This is a genomic window from Erysipelothrix larvae (assembly GCF_001545095.1).
GTDB lineage: Bacteria > Bacillota_I > Bacilli_A > Erysipelotrichales > Erysipelotrichaceae > Erysipelothrix > Erysipelothrix larvae.
This window is the reverse complement of sequence record NZ_CP013213.1, coordinates 2,220,176-2,235,080: the sequence shown is the minus strand read 5'-3', so window position 1 is coordinate 2,235,080 and position 14,905 is coordinate 2,220,176. Positions and strand designations below refer to the sequence as shown.

The 14,905-nt window shown below is 35.7% G+C and carries 12 protein-coding genes; 11 read left to right on the top strand and 1 reads right to left on the bottom strand.

Going from position 1 to position 14,905, the window contains the following annotated elements:
- Nucleotides 1-12 precede the first annotated feature (12 nt).
- The 11 genes from AOC36_RS10335 (at nucleotide 13) to AOC36_RS10285 (ending at nucleotide 13,329) form a co-directional block, all read left to right on the top strand.
- The gene (locus tag AOC36_RS10335) at nucleotides 13-1,884 is read left to right on the top strand and encodes a BglG family transcription antiterminator (protein ID WP_198401177.1); all 1,872 of its coding nucleotides are present in this window, start codon (nucleotides 13-15) and stop codon (nucleotides 1,882-1,884) included.
- 275 nt (nucleotides 1,885-2,159) lie between these two features.
- On the top strand, nucleotides 2,160-3,467 hold the full coding sequence (locus AOC36_RS10330) for a PTS sugar transporter subunit IIC (RefSeq protein ID WP_067633985.1): 1,308 nt from the start codon (nucleotides 2,160-2,162) through the stop codon (nucleotides 3,465-3,467).
- A gap of 18 nt (nucleotides 3,468-3,485) precedes the next feature.
- Nucleotides 3,486-4,970, top strand: coding sequence for a glycoside hydrolase family 1 protein (locus tag AOC36_RS10325; RefSeq protein ID WP_067633983.1), 1,485 nt, complete (start codon nucleotides 3,486-3,488; stop codon nucleotides 4,968-4,970).
- A gap of 280 nt (nucleotides 4,971-5,250) precedes the next feature.
- Nucleotides 5,251-6,654, top strand: coding sequence for an ISL3 family transposase (locus tag AOC36_RS10320; RefSeq protein WP_078055020.1), 1,404 nt, complete (start codon nucleotides 5,251-5,253; stop codon nucleotides 6,652-6,654).
- Nucleotides 6,655-6,873: 219 nt separating this feature from the next.
- On the top strand, nucleotides 6,874-7,326 hold the full coding sequence (locus tag AOC36_RS10315; protein ID WP_067633981.1) for a PTS sugar transporter subunit IIA: 453 nt from the start codon (nucleotides 6,874-6,876) through the stop codon (nucleotides 7,324-7,326).
- Nucleotides 7,327-7,331: 5 nt separating this feature from the next.
- The gene (locus tag AOC36_RS10310) at nucleotides 7,332-7,610 is read left to right on the top strand and encodes a PTS sugar transporter subunit IIB (protein WP_067633979.1); all 279 of its coding nucleotides are present in this window, start codon (nucleotides 7,332-7,334) and stop codon (nucleotides 7,608-7,610) included.
- A gap of 21 nt (nucleotides 7,611-7,631) precedes the next feature.
- On the top strand, nucleotides 7,632-8,921 hold the full coding sequence (locus tag AOC36_RS10305; RefSeq protein WP_067633977.1) for a PTS ascorbate transporter subunit IIC: 1,290 nt from the start codon (nucleotides 7,632-7,634) through the stop codon (nucleotides 8,919-8,921).
- A 53-nt stretch (nucleotides 8,922-8,974) separates the two neighbouring features.
- Complete coding sequence (locus AOC36_RS10300) at nucleotides 8,975-9,718, top strand: HpcH/HpaI aldolase family protein (protein ID WP_067633974.1); 744 nt, start codon at nucleotides 8,975-8,977, stop codon at nucleotides 9,716-9,718.
- The gene (locus AOC36_RS10295; protein ID WP_099091546.1) at nucleotides 9,711-10,328 is read left to right on the top strand and encodes an SIS domain-containing protein; all 618 of its coding nucleotides are present in this window, start codon (nucleotides 9,711-9,713) and stop codon (nucleotides 10,326-10,328) included. Before AOC36_RS10300 ends, AOC36_RS10295 begins: the two co-directional genes overlap by 8 nt.
- Nucleotides 10,315-11,199: a 4-hydroxy-tetrahydrodipicolinate synthase gene (dapA, locus tag AOC36_RS10290; protein WP_067633972.1), complete on the top strand. Its 885-nt coding sequence runs from the start codon at nucleotides 10,315-10,317 to the stop codon at nucleotides 11,197-11,199. The genes AOC36_RS10295 and dapA overlap by 14 nt, the downstream gene beginning before the upstream one ends.
- An 18-nt stretch (nucleotides 11,200-11,217) precedes the next feature.
- Nucleotides 11,218-13,329 (top strand): BglG family transcription antiterminator, encoded by a 2,112-nt coding sequence (locus AOC36_RS10285; RefSeq protein WP_067633970.1) that lies wholly within the window; start codon nucleotides 11,218-11,220, stop codon nucleotides 13,327-13,329.
- A gap of 192 nt (nucleotides 13,330-13,521) precedes the next feature.
- On the opposite strand, the gene AOC36_RS10280 is transcribed toward AOC36_RS10285, so the two are convergent.
- Nucleotides 13,522-14,805 (bottom strand): G5 domain-containing protein, encoded by a 1,284-nt coding sequence (locus tag AOC36_RS10280; RefSeq protein ID WP_067633968.1) that lies wholly within the window; start codon nucleotides 14,803-14,805, stop codon nucleotides 13,522-13,524.
- Between the last annotated feature and the right edge of the window lie 100 nt (nucleotides 14,806-14,905).

Below are 14,905 nucleotides of genomic sequence, written 5' to 3'. Positions count from 1 at the left end.
GGAATGATATTTATGATAAGAAAAATGGAAATATTGCAAACGTTATCCGAAAACAAGAATCAATGGATCAGTTCCAAAGAGCTTTCTTATTGCATTGGCGTAAGTGATAAAACGATTCAATCGGATATCCGAAAATTAAAAGATGAGCTGAAAGACTACAAAACAGTCATTTTAGCAAAACAGGGATATGGATATAAACTTGAATTTGAAAATAGTAAACTCTATGAAAAATATATAAGTGAGCAAAATGATAATATAAAAATGTGTCGAAATTTATGTGAAGAAGACTCACGTGTTATGCATATTCTTTTTCGCTTATTTAATACCCACACTTTTATTTTGAAGGAAACATTACTACGAGAGTTATTCGTGTCAGAGTCCCGCATGACAAAGGATTTGAATCGCGTAAGAGTGGTTCTTTCAGAGTATGAACTCACCTTACGGGTAAAACCTCACTTTGGAATGATAATTGATGGTGAAGAAGCGGATAAAAGAAGATGTATTATACATGAAAACATCAACATCAATAGTTTGCTGTATGATGAACAAGAGATTGTGAAACGTGTAAGTCGCATAGTTGTTGAAGTATTTACCTATAACCGCTATATTGCATCAGATATTGTGATTCAAAATTTGATTGTTCATATATCATATACAATAAAACGTATGAATCAATTGTGCTTTTTAAGCGAAAAGGAAATTGATAATAGACTTGTTGAAGGCGCTGAATATCAAATTGCAAAGGAAATAATGAGCCGCGTTGAAATTGACTTTGATATGGTTATACCAAACGAGGAAATCTTAAGTCTTGCAATAAATATCAAGGGGAAAAGAAACTATGAACATACAACTATTAACAAGGATATTGATGGACTAACGACTTCACTATTTGAAGAAGTTTTTGAAAGGTATAAAATTGATTTAAGAAATCAAGTCGAAAATCGAATTGCATTATCGCTTCATATAGTATCCCTGATTCACCGTGCAAAGTATAACTTTAGTTTATCAAATGAGATGAACGAAGATATAAAGCTTAATTATCCGTTAGGTTATGACCTAGCAGTATTACTTGCCAAAAAAATAGAAGACAAATATGATATTAAAATTGTAGAAGATGAATTAGGTTTTATTGCAGTTCATTTAGTCAAGGCGATTGAAGACAATCATAATCTAAATAGTAATAAAAAGGTATTAATCATTGGACCGTATCAGAGTGGCGAAACACTGTTGTTGCGGCAAAATTTCTTGAACCTATTTTCCCATCTGATTAGCAAACTAGATATTACAAATCTCATAGCCATTTCTGACATTGACCTTTCGATCTATGATGCATATTTTACGACATATGATGACAAAACACCACTTCCCGTAGACGCAATAAAAATTAATTACTTTTTGGAGCCAAAAGACATCAATACAATTCGATATGCTCTTTATGATGGTGATCTTAAAGAAACAAGTTACTTTAGGGAAGAACTTTTTGTCTATTTTGATGAACGAACAACCAAGGATGATATACTAAAGAAATTGTGCAATATTACAATGGAGACTAATATGTGTGATGAAGATCTATTATCTGCATTAAAAAGAAGAGAGAGCATGGGAGATATCGTCTATGGAAATGGCATTGCATTGTATCATCCAGATCATCTCTTATCTGAGAAAACCACACTGAGTGTAGGTGTTTTAAAGTATCCATTAGAGTGGCAAAAAAATAAGCGAGTTCGATTTCTCTTTATCGTGTGTGGATCGAAACATGATGAGAAACAACTCCCCATTTTGTTTGACAAAGTCTCTTCAATCATGCGTAGTAAAGAAGCGTTAAATCAACTATTGAAAACTCCAGATTCTCAAACATTCATGAATATCTTTGAAAATTACTAGCAGCACTTCGCTGCTTTTTTACTTCCTTATTATTCTATATTGATAAGGAAATAATGAATGATGAATTCAAAATTACTCGCGATATACTATGTTTGTAATGAAGCATCATCTTTGATGATGCTTAAAGACATCAGATTTAGTGGAACAAAAAAGCTATGGTGAGGATTGGAGGTGGTATTTTGGTGGGTGTTTCACTAGATGAATAAGAATAATATGGTTTATAAGGATTAAGGGGAAGATTACGATATTACATCGTAATTAAAGAAAGGATAATTATGGAAAAATTTAGTGCATTAATCGAAAGAATATTTATGCCTATTGCTCAAAAACTCAATACAATTAAAGGACTAGTTGCGGTGAGAGATGGGTTTCTACAATTATTTCCACTAACTTTAGCAGGCTCGTTAGTTGTGATGATAAATGTAGTTTTCTTGAGTTCAGATGGATTTGTCGGACAATACCTCGTCAAAGTATTGCCGAATTTAAATAATTTACAAGCAATATTAAGCCCTATATTAAATGGGACGATTGATATCATGGCTATCTTTGCAGCGTTTCTAATCGCACGTAACATGGCAAATCAGTATAATGCTGATGGAACAAAAGCTGGAATTACAGCAATTGCTGCATTCTTTGTATTGTATCCTCCGCGCATTGATGGCAATGTACCAGGGTCATTTTTAGGAGCAAACGGAATCTTCGTTGCTATTATTGCAGGTTTATTTGTCGGATATGCATTCGCAAAGTTGACTGAAATTGATGCTTTGAAGATTAAAATGCCAGAAACAGTGCCACCAGAAGTTATGAAATCATTTATGGTTGCAATTCCAACGATTATAATTCTGATTTCAACGTCAATAATAGCTTATATTGTAGCGTTTGTTGAACCTGAAGGTATAAATGTGTTGATTTACTCTGTGCTTAAAAAACCAGTAGAAACAATTGGCGCAACAGTATGGACACCGCTGGTACTCATTTTTATTGCAATGATATTATGGTCATTTGGTATTCATGGAACGTCGACTGTGTCACCAATCTACATTTCAATCTATTCTGCAATGAATCTACAAAACATTGCCTATGCAGCTCAAGCTGGAACTACTGCAGGATCTCCATACCCGTTCACATGGTTTGTTCTTTTTGAAAACTACGGATGTATAGGAGGAACAGGAAATACATTGGCATTGATTGTCGCAATTTTGATTCTATCACGACGTAAAAATTGGGTAAGAAGTGATTATACAACGATTGCCAAACTCGCGCTCGTTCCAGGACTATTCTGTATTAATGAGCCAATCATATTTGGATTACCGATTGTTTTAAATCCGATAATGGTAATTCCATTCATACTATCTCCAATTATTTCAATGGCCTTAGGCGCATTTATGATTAGTATTGGGTTTGCATCTCCTGGAACACTTGATGTGGGATGGACAACACCACAGCCTCTAAAAGCATTCTTATCTGCTTCTGGATCGTGGCAGACTGCGCTTTCAGTATGTATCGTATTTGTAATATGTGTTGCAATTTATTTACCGTTTGTAGCAATGGCAAATAAATCAGCTCAAAAAGAATCAGTATAAAGAGAAAGAAGGTTGTATATGACAGGTAAATTTCCAAGTAATTTCTTATGGGGTGGTGCCACTGCTGCAAATCAACTAGAAGGTGGATTTGACTTAGGGGGTAAAGGAATGTCTACTGCAGATATGGTCAAGTTTGTTCCACGAACTATTAGTAAAGGTGCAAATACAGAGACCATACCCTATGAAGAAGTGCAACAGATTTTAGAGGGTAATAGAAGTGATGAAAATTATCCGAAGCGTAGAGGAGTTGATTTTTATCATCACTACAAAGAAGATATTGCATTATTTGCAGAAATGGGATTCAGCGTATTTAGAATGTCAATTAATTGGGCACGTATTTTCCCAAATGGTGATGAAAGTACACCAAATGAGTCAGGACTCAAGTTCTACGACGATGTGTTCGATGAACTACATAAATATAATATTGAACCTCTTGTAACGCTATCACATTATGAGATGCCGATCAATTTAGCTGTTAAGTATAATGGGTGGGAAAGCAGGGATCTAATAGCTATCTTTGAAAACTATGCAAAAACAGTATTCACAAGATATAAAGATAAAGTAAAGTATTGGATTCCAATTAACGAAATAAATATGATTCTTCACTTACCATATACTGGTGGTGGAATATTCATTGAGAAGTGTGAGAATGAGCTCCAAACGATATTTCAATCTTTACATCATCAGATGGTTGCGAGCGCTAAAGTTACAAAAATAGCTCGTGACATTAATCCTGAGTTTAGGATTGGCTCAATGGTTGGCATGGCATATTACTATCCGAAGAGTAATCACCCAGATGATGTGTTAGCAGCACAGAGTGGTAACAGAGTGAACTATTTCTTCTTTGACATCCTTTCAAAAGGGACTTATCCTGAATATGCTTGGGCATACTTCAAAAAGAACAATATTACCTTAGTTATCGAAGAAGATGATTTGGACATATTAAAAGAGAATACCGTTGATTTTAATTCATTCAGTTATTACTATTCATTATGCGCTGGATCGAAGGATGAAGAAAGTTCGTTAGTTGCGTTTGTTCCCGAACGCGGGTATGATGAATTTCATCCTCGGAAGGTCCGCAATGAGAACTTAAACGTAACAGATTGGGGCTTCCAAATTGATCCAGTAGGATTAAGAATTGCAATAAATGAAGTTTGGGACCGATATCACAAACCCATTATCATCTCAGAGAATGGTCTGGGAACATATGATAAATTGACCGAGGATAATAGAGTTCATGATCAATATAGAATTCAATACATCAAAGAACATCTAATGGAAATGAAACAATGTTTGGATGAAGGGGTTGATCTTATAGGATATACATCGTGGGGACCCATTGATATTGTCAGTGCAGGAACTACTGAGATGAGTAAACGGTATGGATTTATTTATGTTGATCTCGATGATTATGGTCATGGAACCTATAGACGGTATCGAAAGGATTCATTCTATTGGTACAAAGAAGTAATACGAACACAGGGGGAATCTTTGTTTCGTTAATACGTTCAAATAATATGAAAAGTAAGGTTTAGGTTTATTTAAAAATAAACGAAAGCCTTACTTTTTTATTACATTTAAGTAAATTGAAGTCTCTATATTTATATGAACATTAATTTCAAAATCACGTTGACTTTAAACTGTTTGGTGAAAAATAATGGGTCAATCACTTTTTATGTGGGATTGCCTGTGAATGACATTTGTAAAATAATAACAACTTGAATGAAAAAAGACCTTACTGTAGAATTTATTTTGCAGAATAAACAAACAGGAAGGTCCATACATGAATTATACACAGACACTAACCCAATCACAAGAACTATGTTTAAATCATTTCTTAATCCCTAATACACTCCGTGGATTTCATAACACCAACACCACAATCGAAACAACAAGATCCCAAAGAGATGCTTATTGCATGCATGGTATTTTAGAAGTTCAAGAAACAGATAAAGTATGCAGCGGTTGTGGTAAGGTGATGCATATAAACAATCGTAAACCGTGCACACTAAGGCATTTAAGTATTGGTGCAACACTGATGCATGTTCGTTTTGATAGACCCCAATTCTATTGTGTTTCTTGTAGGAATTCAAAGATGCAGAGTGTACCGTTTAAGGCTGAAAACCACTTTATTACTATTGAACTTGAAAACTATACAAGAGACCTACTCAGTATTGGAACATATACCCTCAAGCAAGTCGCTGAGATTACAGGATTAGGGAAAAACACTGTTAAAGCCATCGACCTCAAACGCTTGAAAGAACTCTATACAATTGATGGCGAGGTACTAAAGAAACCAGAGGACTACACACGATACCTAGGCATTGATGAGTTTAAACTCCATGATGGACATAAGTATGCAACCCATATTATCGATATGGAAACGGGTCACATTTTATGGATTGCACACGGAAAGAAGAAGCAAGTCGTCTATGATTTTATAGAGCATGTTGGCCTAAAGTGGATGGATCACGTTGAAGCTGTTGCATGCGATATGAACTCAAATTACCAAGAAGCGTTTGAAGAAAAATGCGAACACATCCAAGTTGTATTTGATCATTTTCATATCATCAAAAACTTTAATGATAAGGTCATCAACGAGGTTCGCAAGGATGAGCAAAATCGTTTGAAGAATGAAGGGAATATAGAGGCTGCTGCGGCACTTAAGAAGACAAGATACATCTTAATGTCATCACGAGAAACGCTCATTAGAAAAGACAATGAAGCCAGAAATGGAAAGATTATCAAGGAAGGCAGTTCTTTATTTAATATACCCAACATTACGCGTAAAGAAGGTCATGAAGTACGTTACGATGAACTATTGAAAGAGAATGCATTAATCTTCACACTGGATGTGGTAAAAGAGAAATTGCGCTACGCATACACCCTTAATGATGAGAGTAAAATGGCAGATGAAATCAGTTCAATTGTCGAAATCTGTCAAGCTACAAAAAACAAACACTTTCAATGGTTTGGACGACTCTTAGACAATCACTTTGAAGGAATCATCGCTCATGCAACTATTAAGATTTCTGCGGGTAAAATAGAAGGTATCAATAATAAAATCAAGACTCTACGAAGACAAGGTTATGGTTACCCTGATGATGAATACTTCTTCTTAAAGTTAATTGATGCAAGTAGGAAAACCTATGTTAGGAATGTGCCATCCCACAAGATTTGTGATTGAACCAAAATAATCCCAAACTTTGATGAAAATAGCCAAAAAAGTCGATTATAAGGCTTCTAAAGTATAAAAATTGTTTGCACAAGGGGATTTTCCTTACAAAATTTAAATTTTGTTAATGATGTAAACAAAACTTGAACTCATCATTTATTGTTTTAGGTCATATGAGCACTTAAAATGAAGTTGTAACAGAAATATTATTGATGAATGAGAGGCTAGATTATGTTAGGTATTTTAGTGAATGAGGCAATGATTCAGTTTGATGTTGTTGCAGATGACTGGATTGATGCAGTGAGAAAATCAGCGAAACCTTTATTGGAAGCAGGCAAAATTACGGAAGGATATATCCAAGCAATCATTGATTCCGCAATTGAGGCAGGTCCCTATTTTGTAATTGCACCCCATGTGGCATTACCGCATGCAAGGCCAGAAATGGGTGTGAAAGAAAATGCAATTGGGATTACAACCTTAAAGAATCCTGTTGAATTTGGAAACGCGTCCAATGATCCAGTGAAGTATGTTTTTACATTAAGTGCTGTTGACAACTCAAAGCATCTTGATGCATTAGCAACACTCGCTGAGTTACTTGATGATGAAGCATTCTTTAATGTTTTAGATACTGCTTCTAAGCCTCATGAAGTCATTGATTATATTAACAAGTTAAGAAAGGACTGACAAATATGTACAATGCATTAGTTTGTTGTAGAGCCGGAATGGGTTCAAGTATGCTTCTTAAGATTAAAGTTGATCAAGTCATAAAAGAAAAAGGGTATCCAATTAAGACAGAGCATGGGAATCTCGATTCTCTTGTTGGGTTTAAAGGTGATTTAGTAATAACGATGGATGATTTGACTGCTGAACTCTCGGGGAAAGTTCCGTATGCTCTTGGTATTAGAAATATCGTAAATAAAGAAGAAATAAATGAAAAATTAGAAGAATTTTTGAAAACTAAGGAATAACAATAATAGGAGGAGAGAATTATGTTAGACGCAATTCTAGCACAGACTAGAAACACGGCCCTTATCGTTGGGTTAATCGCATTTATTGGTTTAGTATTACAAAAGAAATCTGTGACAGATATCATCTCAGGAACAGCAAAAACAATTATTGGATTTATGATTTTCAGTATTGGATCAAGTGCAATCGGAACGATTGTTGGTAACTTTACGACATTGTTCAATGCTGGATTTAATATTGAAGGGGTAACAACGCAAGTAGAAATTGCAACAGCACTTGCACTTGATACCTATGGTACAGAAGTGGCATTAGTCCTTCTTGTTGGATTTGTTTCAAACTTAGTAATTGCTAAGTTTACTAAGTTTAAAGCAATCTTCTTAACAGGACAACACTTCTTATACTTTGCATGTGTTATTGCACTTGTATTAATTGCTCATGATGTGCCAACAGGCGTAGTAATTGTTGCAGGTGGTATCTTACTTGGATTCTGTGGTGCAGCATTGCCAACACTGTGTCAACCATTTATGCGTAAAATCACAGGTAGTGATGATTTAGCTATGGGACACTTTAACACAATTGGTTATGCTTTCTCAGGTATGGTTGGTAAACTCTTTGCGAAATCAAAAGAAAAATCAGATTCAAGCACAGTTGAACTTCCAAAGTTCTTCGAATTATTCAGGGACTTTATCTTCTCAATTGCACTCTTTATGGTTGTATTATTCTATATTGCGGTATTCGCATGTATGCTATCAGGCAAACCAGAAAACGTGGAACTTGTTAAACAAATCTCTGGTAATGATCTATGGTTCATTTCACCATTAATTCAAGGGCTCAACTTCGCTGCAGCTATGAGTGTGTTAATCTATGGTGTTCGTCAATTTATCGCTGAAATCACTGCTGCCTTTGTCGCAATTTCTGAAAAATACATTCCAAATTCAAAACCAGCAGTTGACTGCCCTGCTATCTTCCCATTTGCACCTAATGCTGTTGTTATCGGATTTATTGGAGCATTCTTAGGTGGACTTACTGCAACTGCATTGATGGTCGCATTTAATAGCCCTACAGTATTTATCCCAGCTGCAGGTATCTGTTTCTTCTCAGGAGGAACAAGTGGCGTATTTGGAGATGCGTATGGTGGATGGAAAGGTGCATTACTTGGATCATACCTCGTAGGAATTGCACTCTGTGCATTGCCGCTTGTACTATTCCCAGCGTTCTCACAATTAGGAATCAGCCAGGCATCATTCCCTAATATTGACTACAATATAGTGGGATCAGTACTACATTGGATTTTAAGCCTAGTAGGTCTATAAGAAACATAACAAGGGCAGAAAATCTGCCCTTATCTATTTTAAGAGAGGTACATATGAATAAAAAACATGGAATATTGGTAAAAATAGTCGATACATTCGCACTTCCGCGCATGATGAAAGATAATGGGTTCGATCTCATTTTCTATGATCTTGAACACGGTGTGTTATCTCAATCAAGAATGCATGATTTGATTATGTATGGAAACGCAATAGGATTGGATAGTTGGGTTCGTGTGTGTGAAGGAACAAAAAGTGAAATAGCGCGAATTGCAGATTGTGGGGCTTCGGGAATTATGGTACCGATGATTGAATCAAAAGAACAAGCACAAAACTTGGTTGACTATTGTAAATATGGACCAATAGGGAAACGCAGTTACGCAGGTGGTGCTAATACACAGTACGGTCCTTCGGGTAGTCATCAAAATAATATGAATGAAATTAACAAAAAAATGAATGTAATTATTCAAATTGAATCTCAAAAAGGTGTTGACAATGTCGACGAAATTTTAAGTGTACCCGGTATTGATGTAGTGATTGTTGGACCGGTTGATTTAGGAATTTCAATGGGACTTGTTGATCAAAAAGAACATCCCGATTTACTTAAAGCAATTAAAAAAGTGTCGGACGCATCTAAGAAGTATGGTCATCAATTTGGAATTATTGGAACGCCATCTCTCTGTGAGATATTCAAAAAAGAACTGGATGTTGTCGTGGATTATAATGACTTATCACTGATTCGTGACGGGCTTGTTCGCTCACACCAAAACTATATTGAAAGGATAAACAATGATGAATGATAATCAGGTAATTGAAACATACCTTAAGAAAGTTCAGGAAATGTTAAATGATTTATCATTAGGCATTGATCCTAATGAACTAGTAAAAGCAAAACAGTTGATTCTCGAAGCAGAAAAACACGGCAAAAGAGTGCATGTTACAGGAATTGGTAAACCTGGGCATGTGGCAGGATACATTGCTTCATTGCTATCCTCCACAGGAACTCCTGCATATTTTCTGGATGGAACCGAAGCAGTGCACGGGAGTTCAGGTCAAGTGTGTCAGGGCGATGTCGTGATAGCAATTTCTAACAGTGGAGAAACTCAAGAACTACAAGCAACTGTTGAAACGCTTAGACGCAATCATGCGAAAATTATCTCAGTTACGGGTGGAAAAGTATCGTGGCTTGCAAAGAATGGCGATGTATTCTTGTATGCTGGGGTACATGAAGAAGGAGATTCTTTAAATAAACCACCACGCGCATCCATCTTAGCTGAAGTATTAGTACTCCAAGCATTGAGTATCTTATTACAAGAAGAAAAGTCATTAACGCCGGATCAATACGTGAAGTGGCATCCAGGTGGAAGTTTAGGGAAAAGTATATTGGAGCAAAAACATGGTAAAAGTTGAAGGATTAATTGTAGCATTACTCACACCCTTTAATGAAGATGAAAGCATTAATTATGAAGCAACAAAACGTCACATAGATGACTTAATCGAAAAAGGGATTGAAGGGCTTTTTATTTTAGGGTCGAATGGTGAATTCCATGTATTAGAACATGAAGAAAAAATCGCATTTTCCCAGTTTGTAATAGAATATACAGCAAACCGTTGTCCTGTTTACGTAGGGATTGGATGTAATAGTACCAAAGAAACAATCAAGCTTGCACAAGCAATTGAACCCTTTGGGCCAACCGCGTTTTCTGTGATAACACCCTACTTTATGGTACCATCACAAGATGAGTTAGTGCATCACTATACCTTTGTCGCAAATTCGACAAACACCCCAATAATCCTTTATAATATTCCAAAGAACACGGGAATCAATATTGAACCAACGACATTAAAGATTCTCAGTGAGAATGAAAACATTATTGGTATAAAGGATAGCTCTGGGAATATGGATAACCTTAAAGGATACATTGACGCAACATCACATCGTGAGTTCTCAGTCCTTGTGGGTTCAGATTCAAAAATCTTGGATGCATATACTATGGGTGCGTGTGGTGCAGTTTGTGGGACTGCGAATGTCATATGCGAACATGATTTAAACCTGATACATGCCATTAAAACCAATCAACTTGAAGAAGCACAAACACTTCAAAAAGAGATTGATGTTTTGCGTAATGTATTGAAACTTGGAACAACACCATCTGTCATGAAGCGATGTGTTACCTTGATGGGTATAGATATTGGTTGGGCAAGAAAGCCAGTAAAACCAACGTCACCAAGTGATGATGAAAAGATTAAAGAAGCCTTAACGTTCTATGGTTTGCTATAAATAAGGGGAACAGTTGTTATGGATAAAGAACTCATTTCTTTGATTAAACTCATAATTGAACGATCGTATTCGACGCTAAGTGATGCAGAAAATGAATTTACTGCAACCAGACGTCAAATCACGTATCGTTTGTCAAAAGTTAATAATATCCTTGAGATTGAAGGTCTACCTAGAATTACAGTTGATGCCAATCGTGCTTTTGTTTTACCCAAATCAACAAAAACCTACCTCCTGTCCGTTATCCATGAACAGCAAGCCTCTGAACGATACATCTTTAGTCGTAAGGAACGACGTGATTATATCTACCTGATGCTGTTTATTAATCAAGAATATGTAAAATTGAATTACATTATGGATTCCTTAAAAGTAAGTCGATCAACAGTATTGGCCGATGTAAAAGACCTCATGTTTGAACTCGAAGGAACAGGGATTACACTCCACAATAACAGAGATCGAGGTTACTACTTAAGTGGTAGTGAGATGGTCATCCGTCGATTTATGATGAAACTGGTCATTATGTCACTAGCCACTGAACAACACGCAACATTTTTTGATACGTTTATTGAAGATTTTCAATTGGATACATCACTGTATTCATCACTGGTTATCAAAGAACTCGCAGAAGCATATGATATATCTTTTGTTGAGGATCGGCTTAAGGAATTCATATATATTTCTATATTCTTAAGAGCGCGAATTATAAATGCGAACCCTTTGGATTCTGAACTCCAAGAACTTATTGATACAGATATGATGAAAACCTTTAAGGAGTATAACTTTACAAAAGATTTAACACAACAATACAAATCTATGGAACGCATCTCTGATCAAGAACTGTATTACATGACTGCTTGGATTTTAGGGATTTCTGTAGGTAATGTCGAAGACGATTGCGCTGATTGTATTATCATTAGCGAAATTGTCGGGAAAATGATGAATCGATTTGAGTATGTTAGTGGTGTAAGATATAAAGGAACAGAAGAAATTTTCAGGCAACTTTATTCGCATTTTAGACCGGCATATTACAGGCTTTTATTTAAACTCCCTATATACAACCCACTATGTAGTCGTGTAAAAGAAGAATACAGTGAATTTTATGCGCTTGTTAAGGAAACAATGCGACCATTTAATGATTTGTTTGGTGAAGAGATACCAGAGGATGAAATTGCCTATCTTGCGATTCACTTTGCATCAATCTATTCTCGGAATACAGTCAGTGGGAAACTCAATAAATTAAATGCATTAATAGTCTGTTCAAATGGGATTGGTTCATCTGCATTACTATATAATGAACTTAAAAATATGTTTCAAGAACTTAATTTTTACCCACCCATAGAAATCAGTTCTGTACGTAATTTCTATAAACCAATAAATATTATTTTTTCAACCCAAATATTACCTGAACTTTATGATAAGAATGTTCCTGTTATTAAGGTAAGTCCACTTATGGATGTTCGAGAGCGATATGATGTAATTCGTGAAGTATACATGCGCTTGGATATCAGTGGGATTAGCCAGCCAAATGTGGATCACATTATGAACATTATTAATAGACACAGTGATGTAAGTGATCAAGAAGCACTGAAGTCAGAACTCACAGTTTACTTAAATTCCCAAATTATCGTTGAACCAGAATCAAGTGAGTCACACCTGCTATTATCGGATATGATTCATGAAGAGATAGTGGAATTAAATCTCGATGTTAATGATTGGGAAAGTGCGATACGGGAATCGGGAAAATTACTAGTTCAAACCCAGCGCATTAGTCAAGGATACATTGACGAGATCATACGTATAACGCGGATGACTTCTCCATACTTTGTGATTGCACCGCATATTGCCATGCCACATACAGTGCCAGAAAAAGGAGCAAAATCGTGGAGTTTGGGCATTACTTCCTTAAAACAGCCCGTGAGGTTTGGAAGTAAAGATAATGATCCTGTAAAGTATATATTTTTCTTAAGTGTTTTGGATAACGAAAGACACTTAAATGCAATGTCAATACTCCTTGAGTTAATAAACAGCCAAAGATTCTTTAAAGTCATTGATGAAGCAACTTCTCCGCATGAGATTATTCAGTATATCAAAGATTTTGAAAATGCAAATGGTAATAAATTGAGTGTTGAGTAACTTTTTGAAATGAGTCATCTTTAGTAAAACTAAGAGGACTCATTTTTTGATCACAAACAGCCGTGGATGATATCTTCAAAAAATCTGTATGATTTATGAAAAAAGGATTCATCTCAATGAATCAATCCTTAGTGTTATATCATTGTGAGTAATCCTAGATCAGGATTACTTAACGTGTCATAAGAAACGTCATTACCAATTACCACCAAATAGTTGAACCCAATAAACACTACCATTGTGGTAATAGACAGCTGCTGCATAACTTACCCATGAAGAATTCTTCATATTGTTAAGATGGCCAGGTGAGTTAATCCAAGTATCGACAGCAGCTTTTGCATCAACATCATAAGATGCGTATTGGATATTCTCTCCATGAGCTTGCTGACTAACTGTGTAAAAAAGCGTTCCATCCGGTCTAGTATGCGAGAATGATGTCGCAATTTCTTCAGCACGGATCAAAGCAGCCCGGGAGAGTTCGTCACTCCATTGCAAATCTGTGGTTCTTAAGGCGTTAACATAAGAAAGCGTATTTTGTGCTTCTGTTTTACTTGAGCGCATTGTGCCTTTTTTATATTCATTATTTGTAGCAGGAATTGTTTGAGTGTTTATGACACTGCGACTTGTTTCAACCCCATTTGTATAGGTAATCTCATATTCAACGGTTTTGCTTCCTTCAGATCCAGAAGAAATAAATTGAATCGCCCCATGGCGAAGTGTCGGATCGTCAGAATAAGAATCCTCGACTGGGTATGTTTCCACAACCTCCTTGACAACTTTTTTAGTGATTGTATCTTTTGATTGATTACTTGTATTAGTGTTTGAGTTTGAATTGTTGTTAGGATTTGAAGGTGTGTTATTATTCGAATTACTGTTGCTTGAATTGCTGTTGCTAGAGTTGCTGTTGCTTGAGTTACTGTTGTTTGAATTACTGTTGTTTGAATTACTGTTGCTTGAATTGCTGTTGTTTGAGTTACTATTGCTTGAATTACTATTGCTTGAATTACTGTTGTTTGAATTGCTGTTGCTTGAGTTAGTGTTGCTTGAATTACTGTTGCTTGAACTCTTGTTGTTGGTTGTTTTGTTGTTACTTGCATTATTCTTGGAGCTGCTATTAGTGTTTGTGTTTTGATTCGAATTTGAACTTGGTGCACTGTTTTCAGAATTTGTGCCAGTTTCTTTTACTTCAGTATTTTGTGTGTCTTTCTTTGATCCAGAATCAGGGGTGCCCTCTTTGGCATCATCGGTACTTTCTTCGACTTCTTTATCCCCTAAGGTGTCTTCCCGTGATGCTTTATCACTAGAATCCTTTGATATTTCAAGACTTTTATCTTCTTGTTTTGATGGTACATTCGTAATCTCTGGTTGATTAGATTGGTTCATGACTGAAACGAAAACCATGATTGTTCCAAATACAAAAACAGCAATAACTGCGATGATTATTTTTGATTTTTTTGATAATGTTCTCAGTTTATTCATACTGAAAATGTCCTCCCCTTTTGAATTAATTATACATTATAGGGGGAATCGTAAAAAGATATAAGATAAATATATATCGAAAACACTAAACCAAAACAAT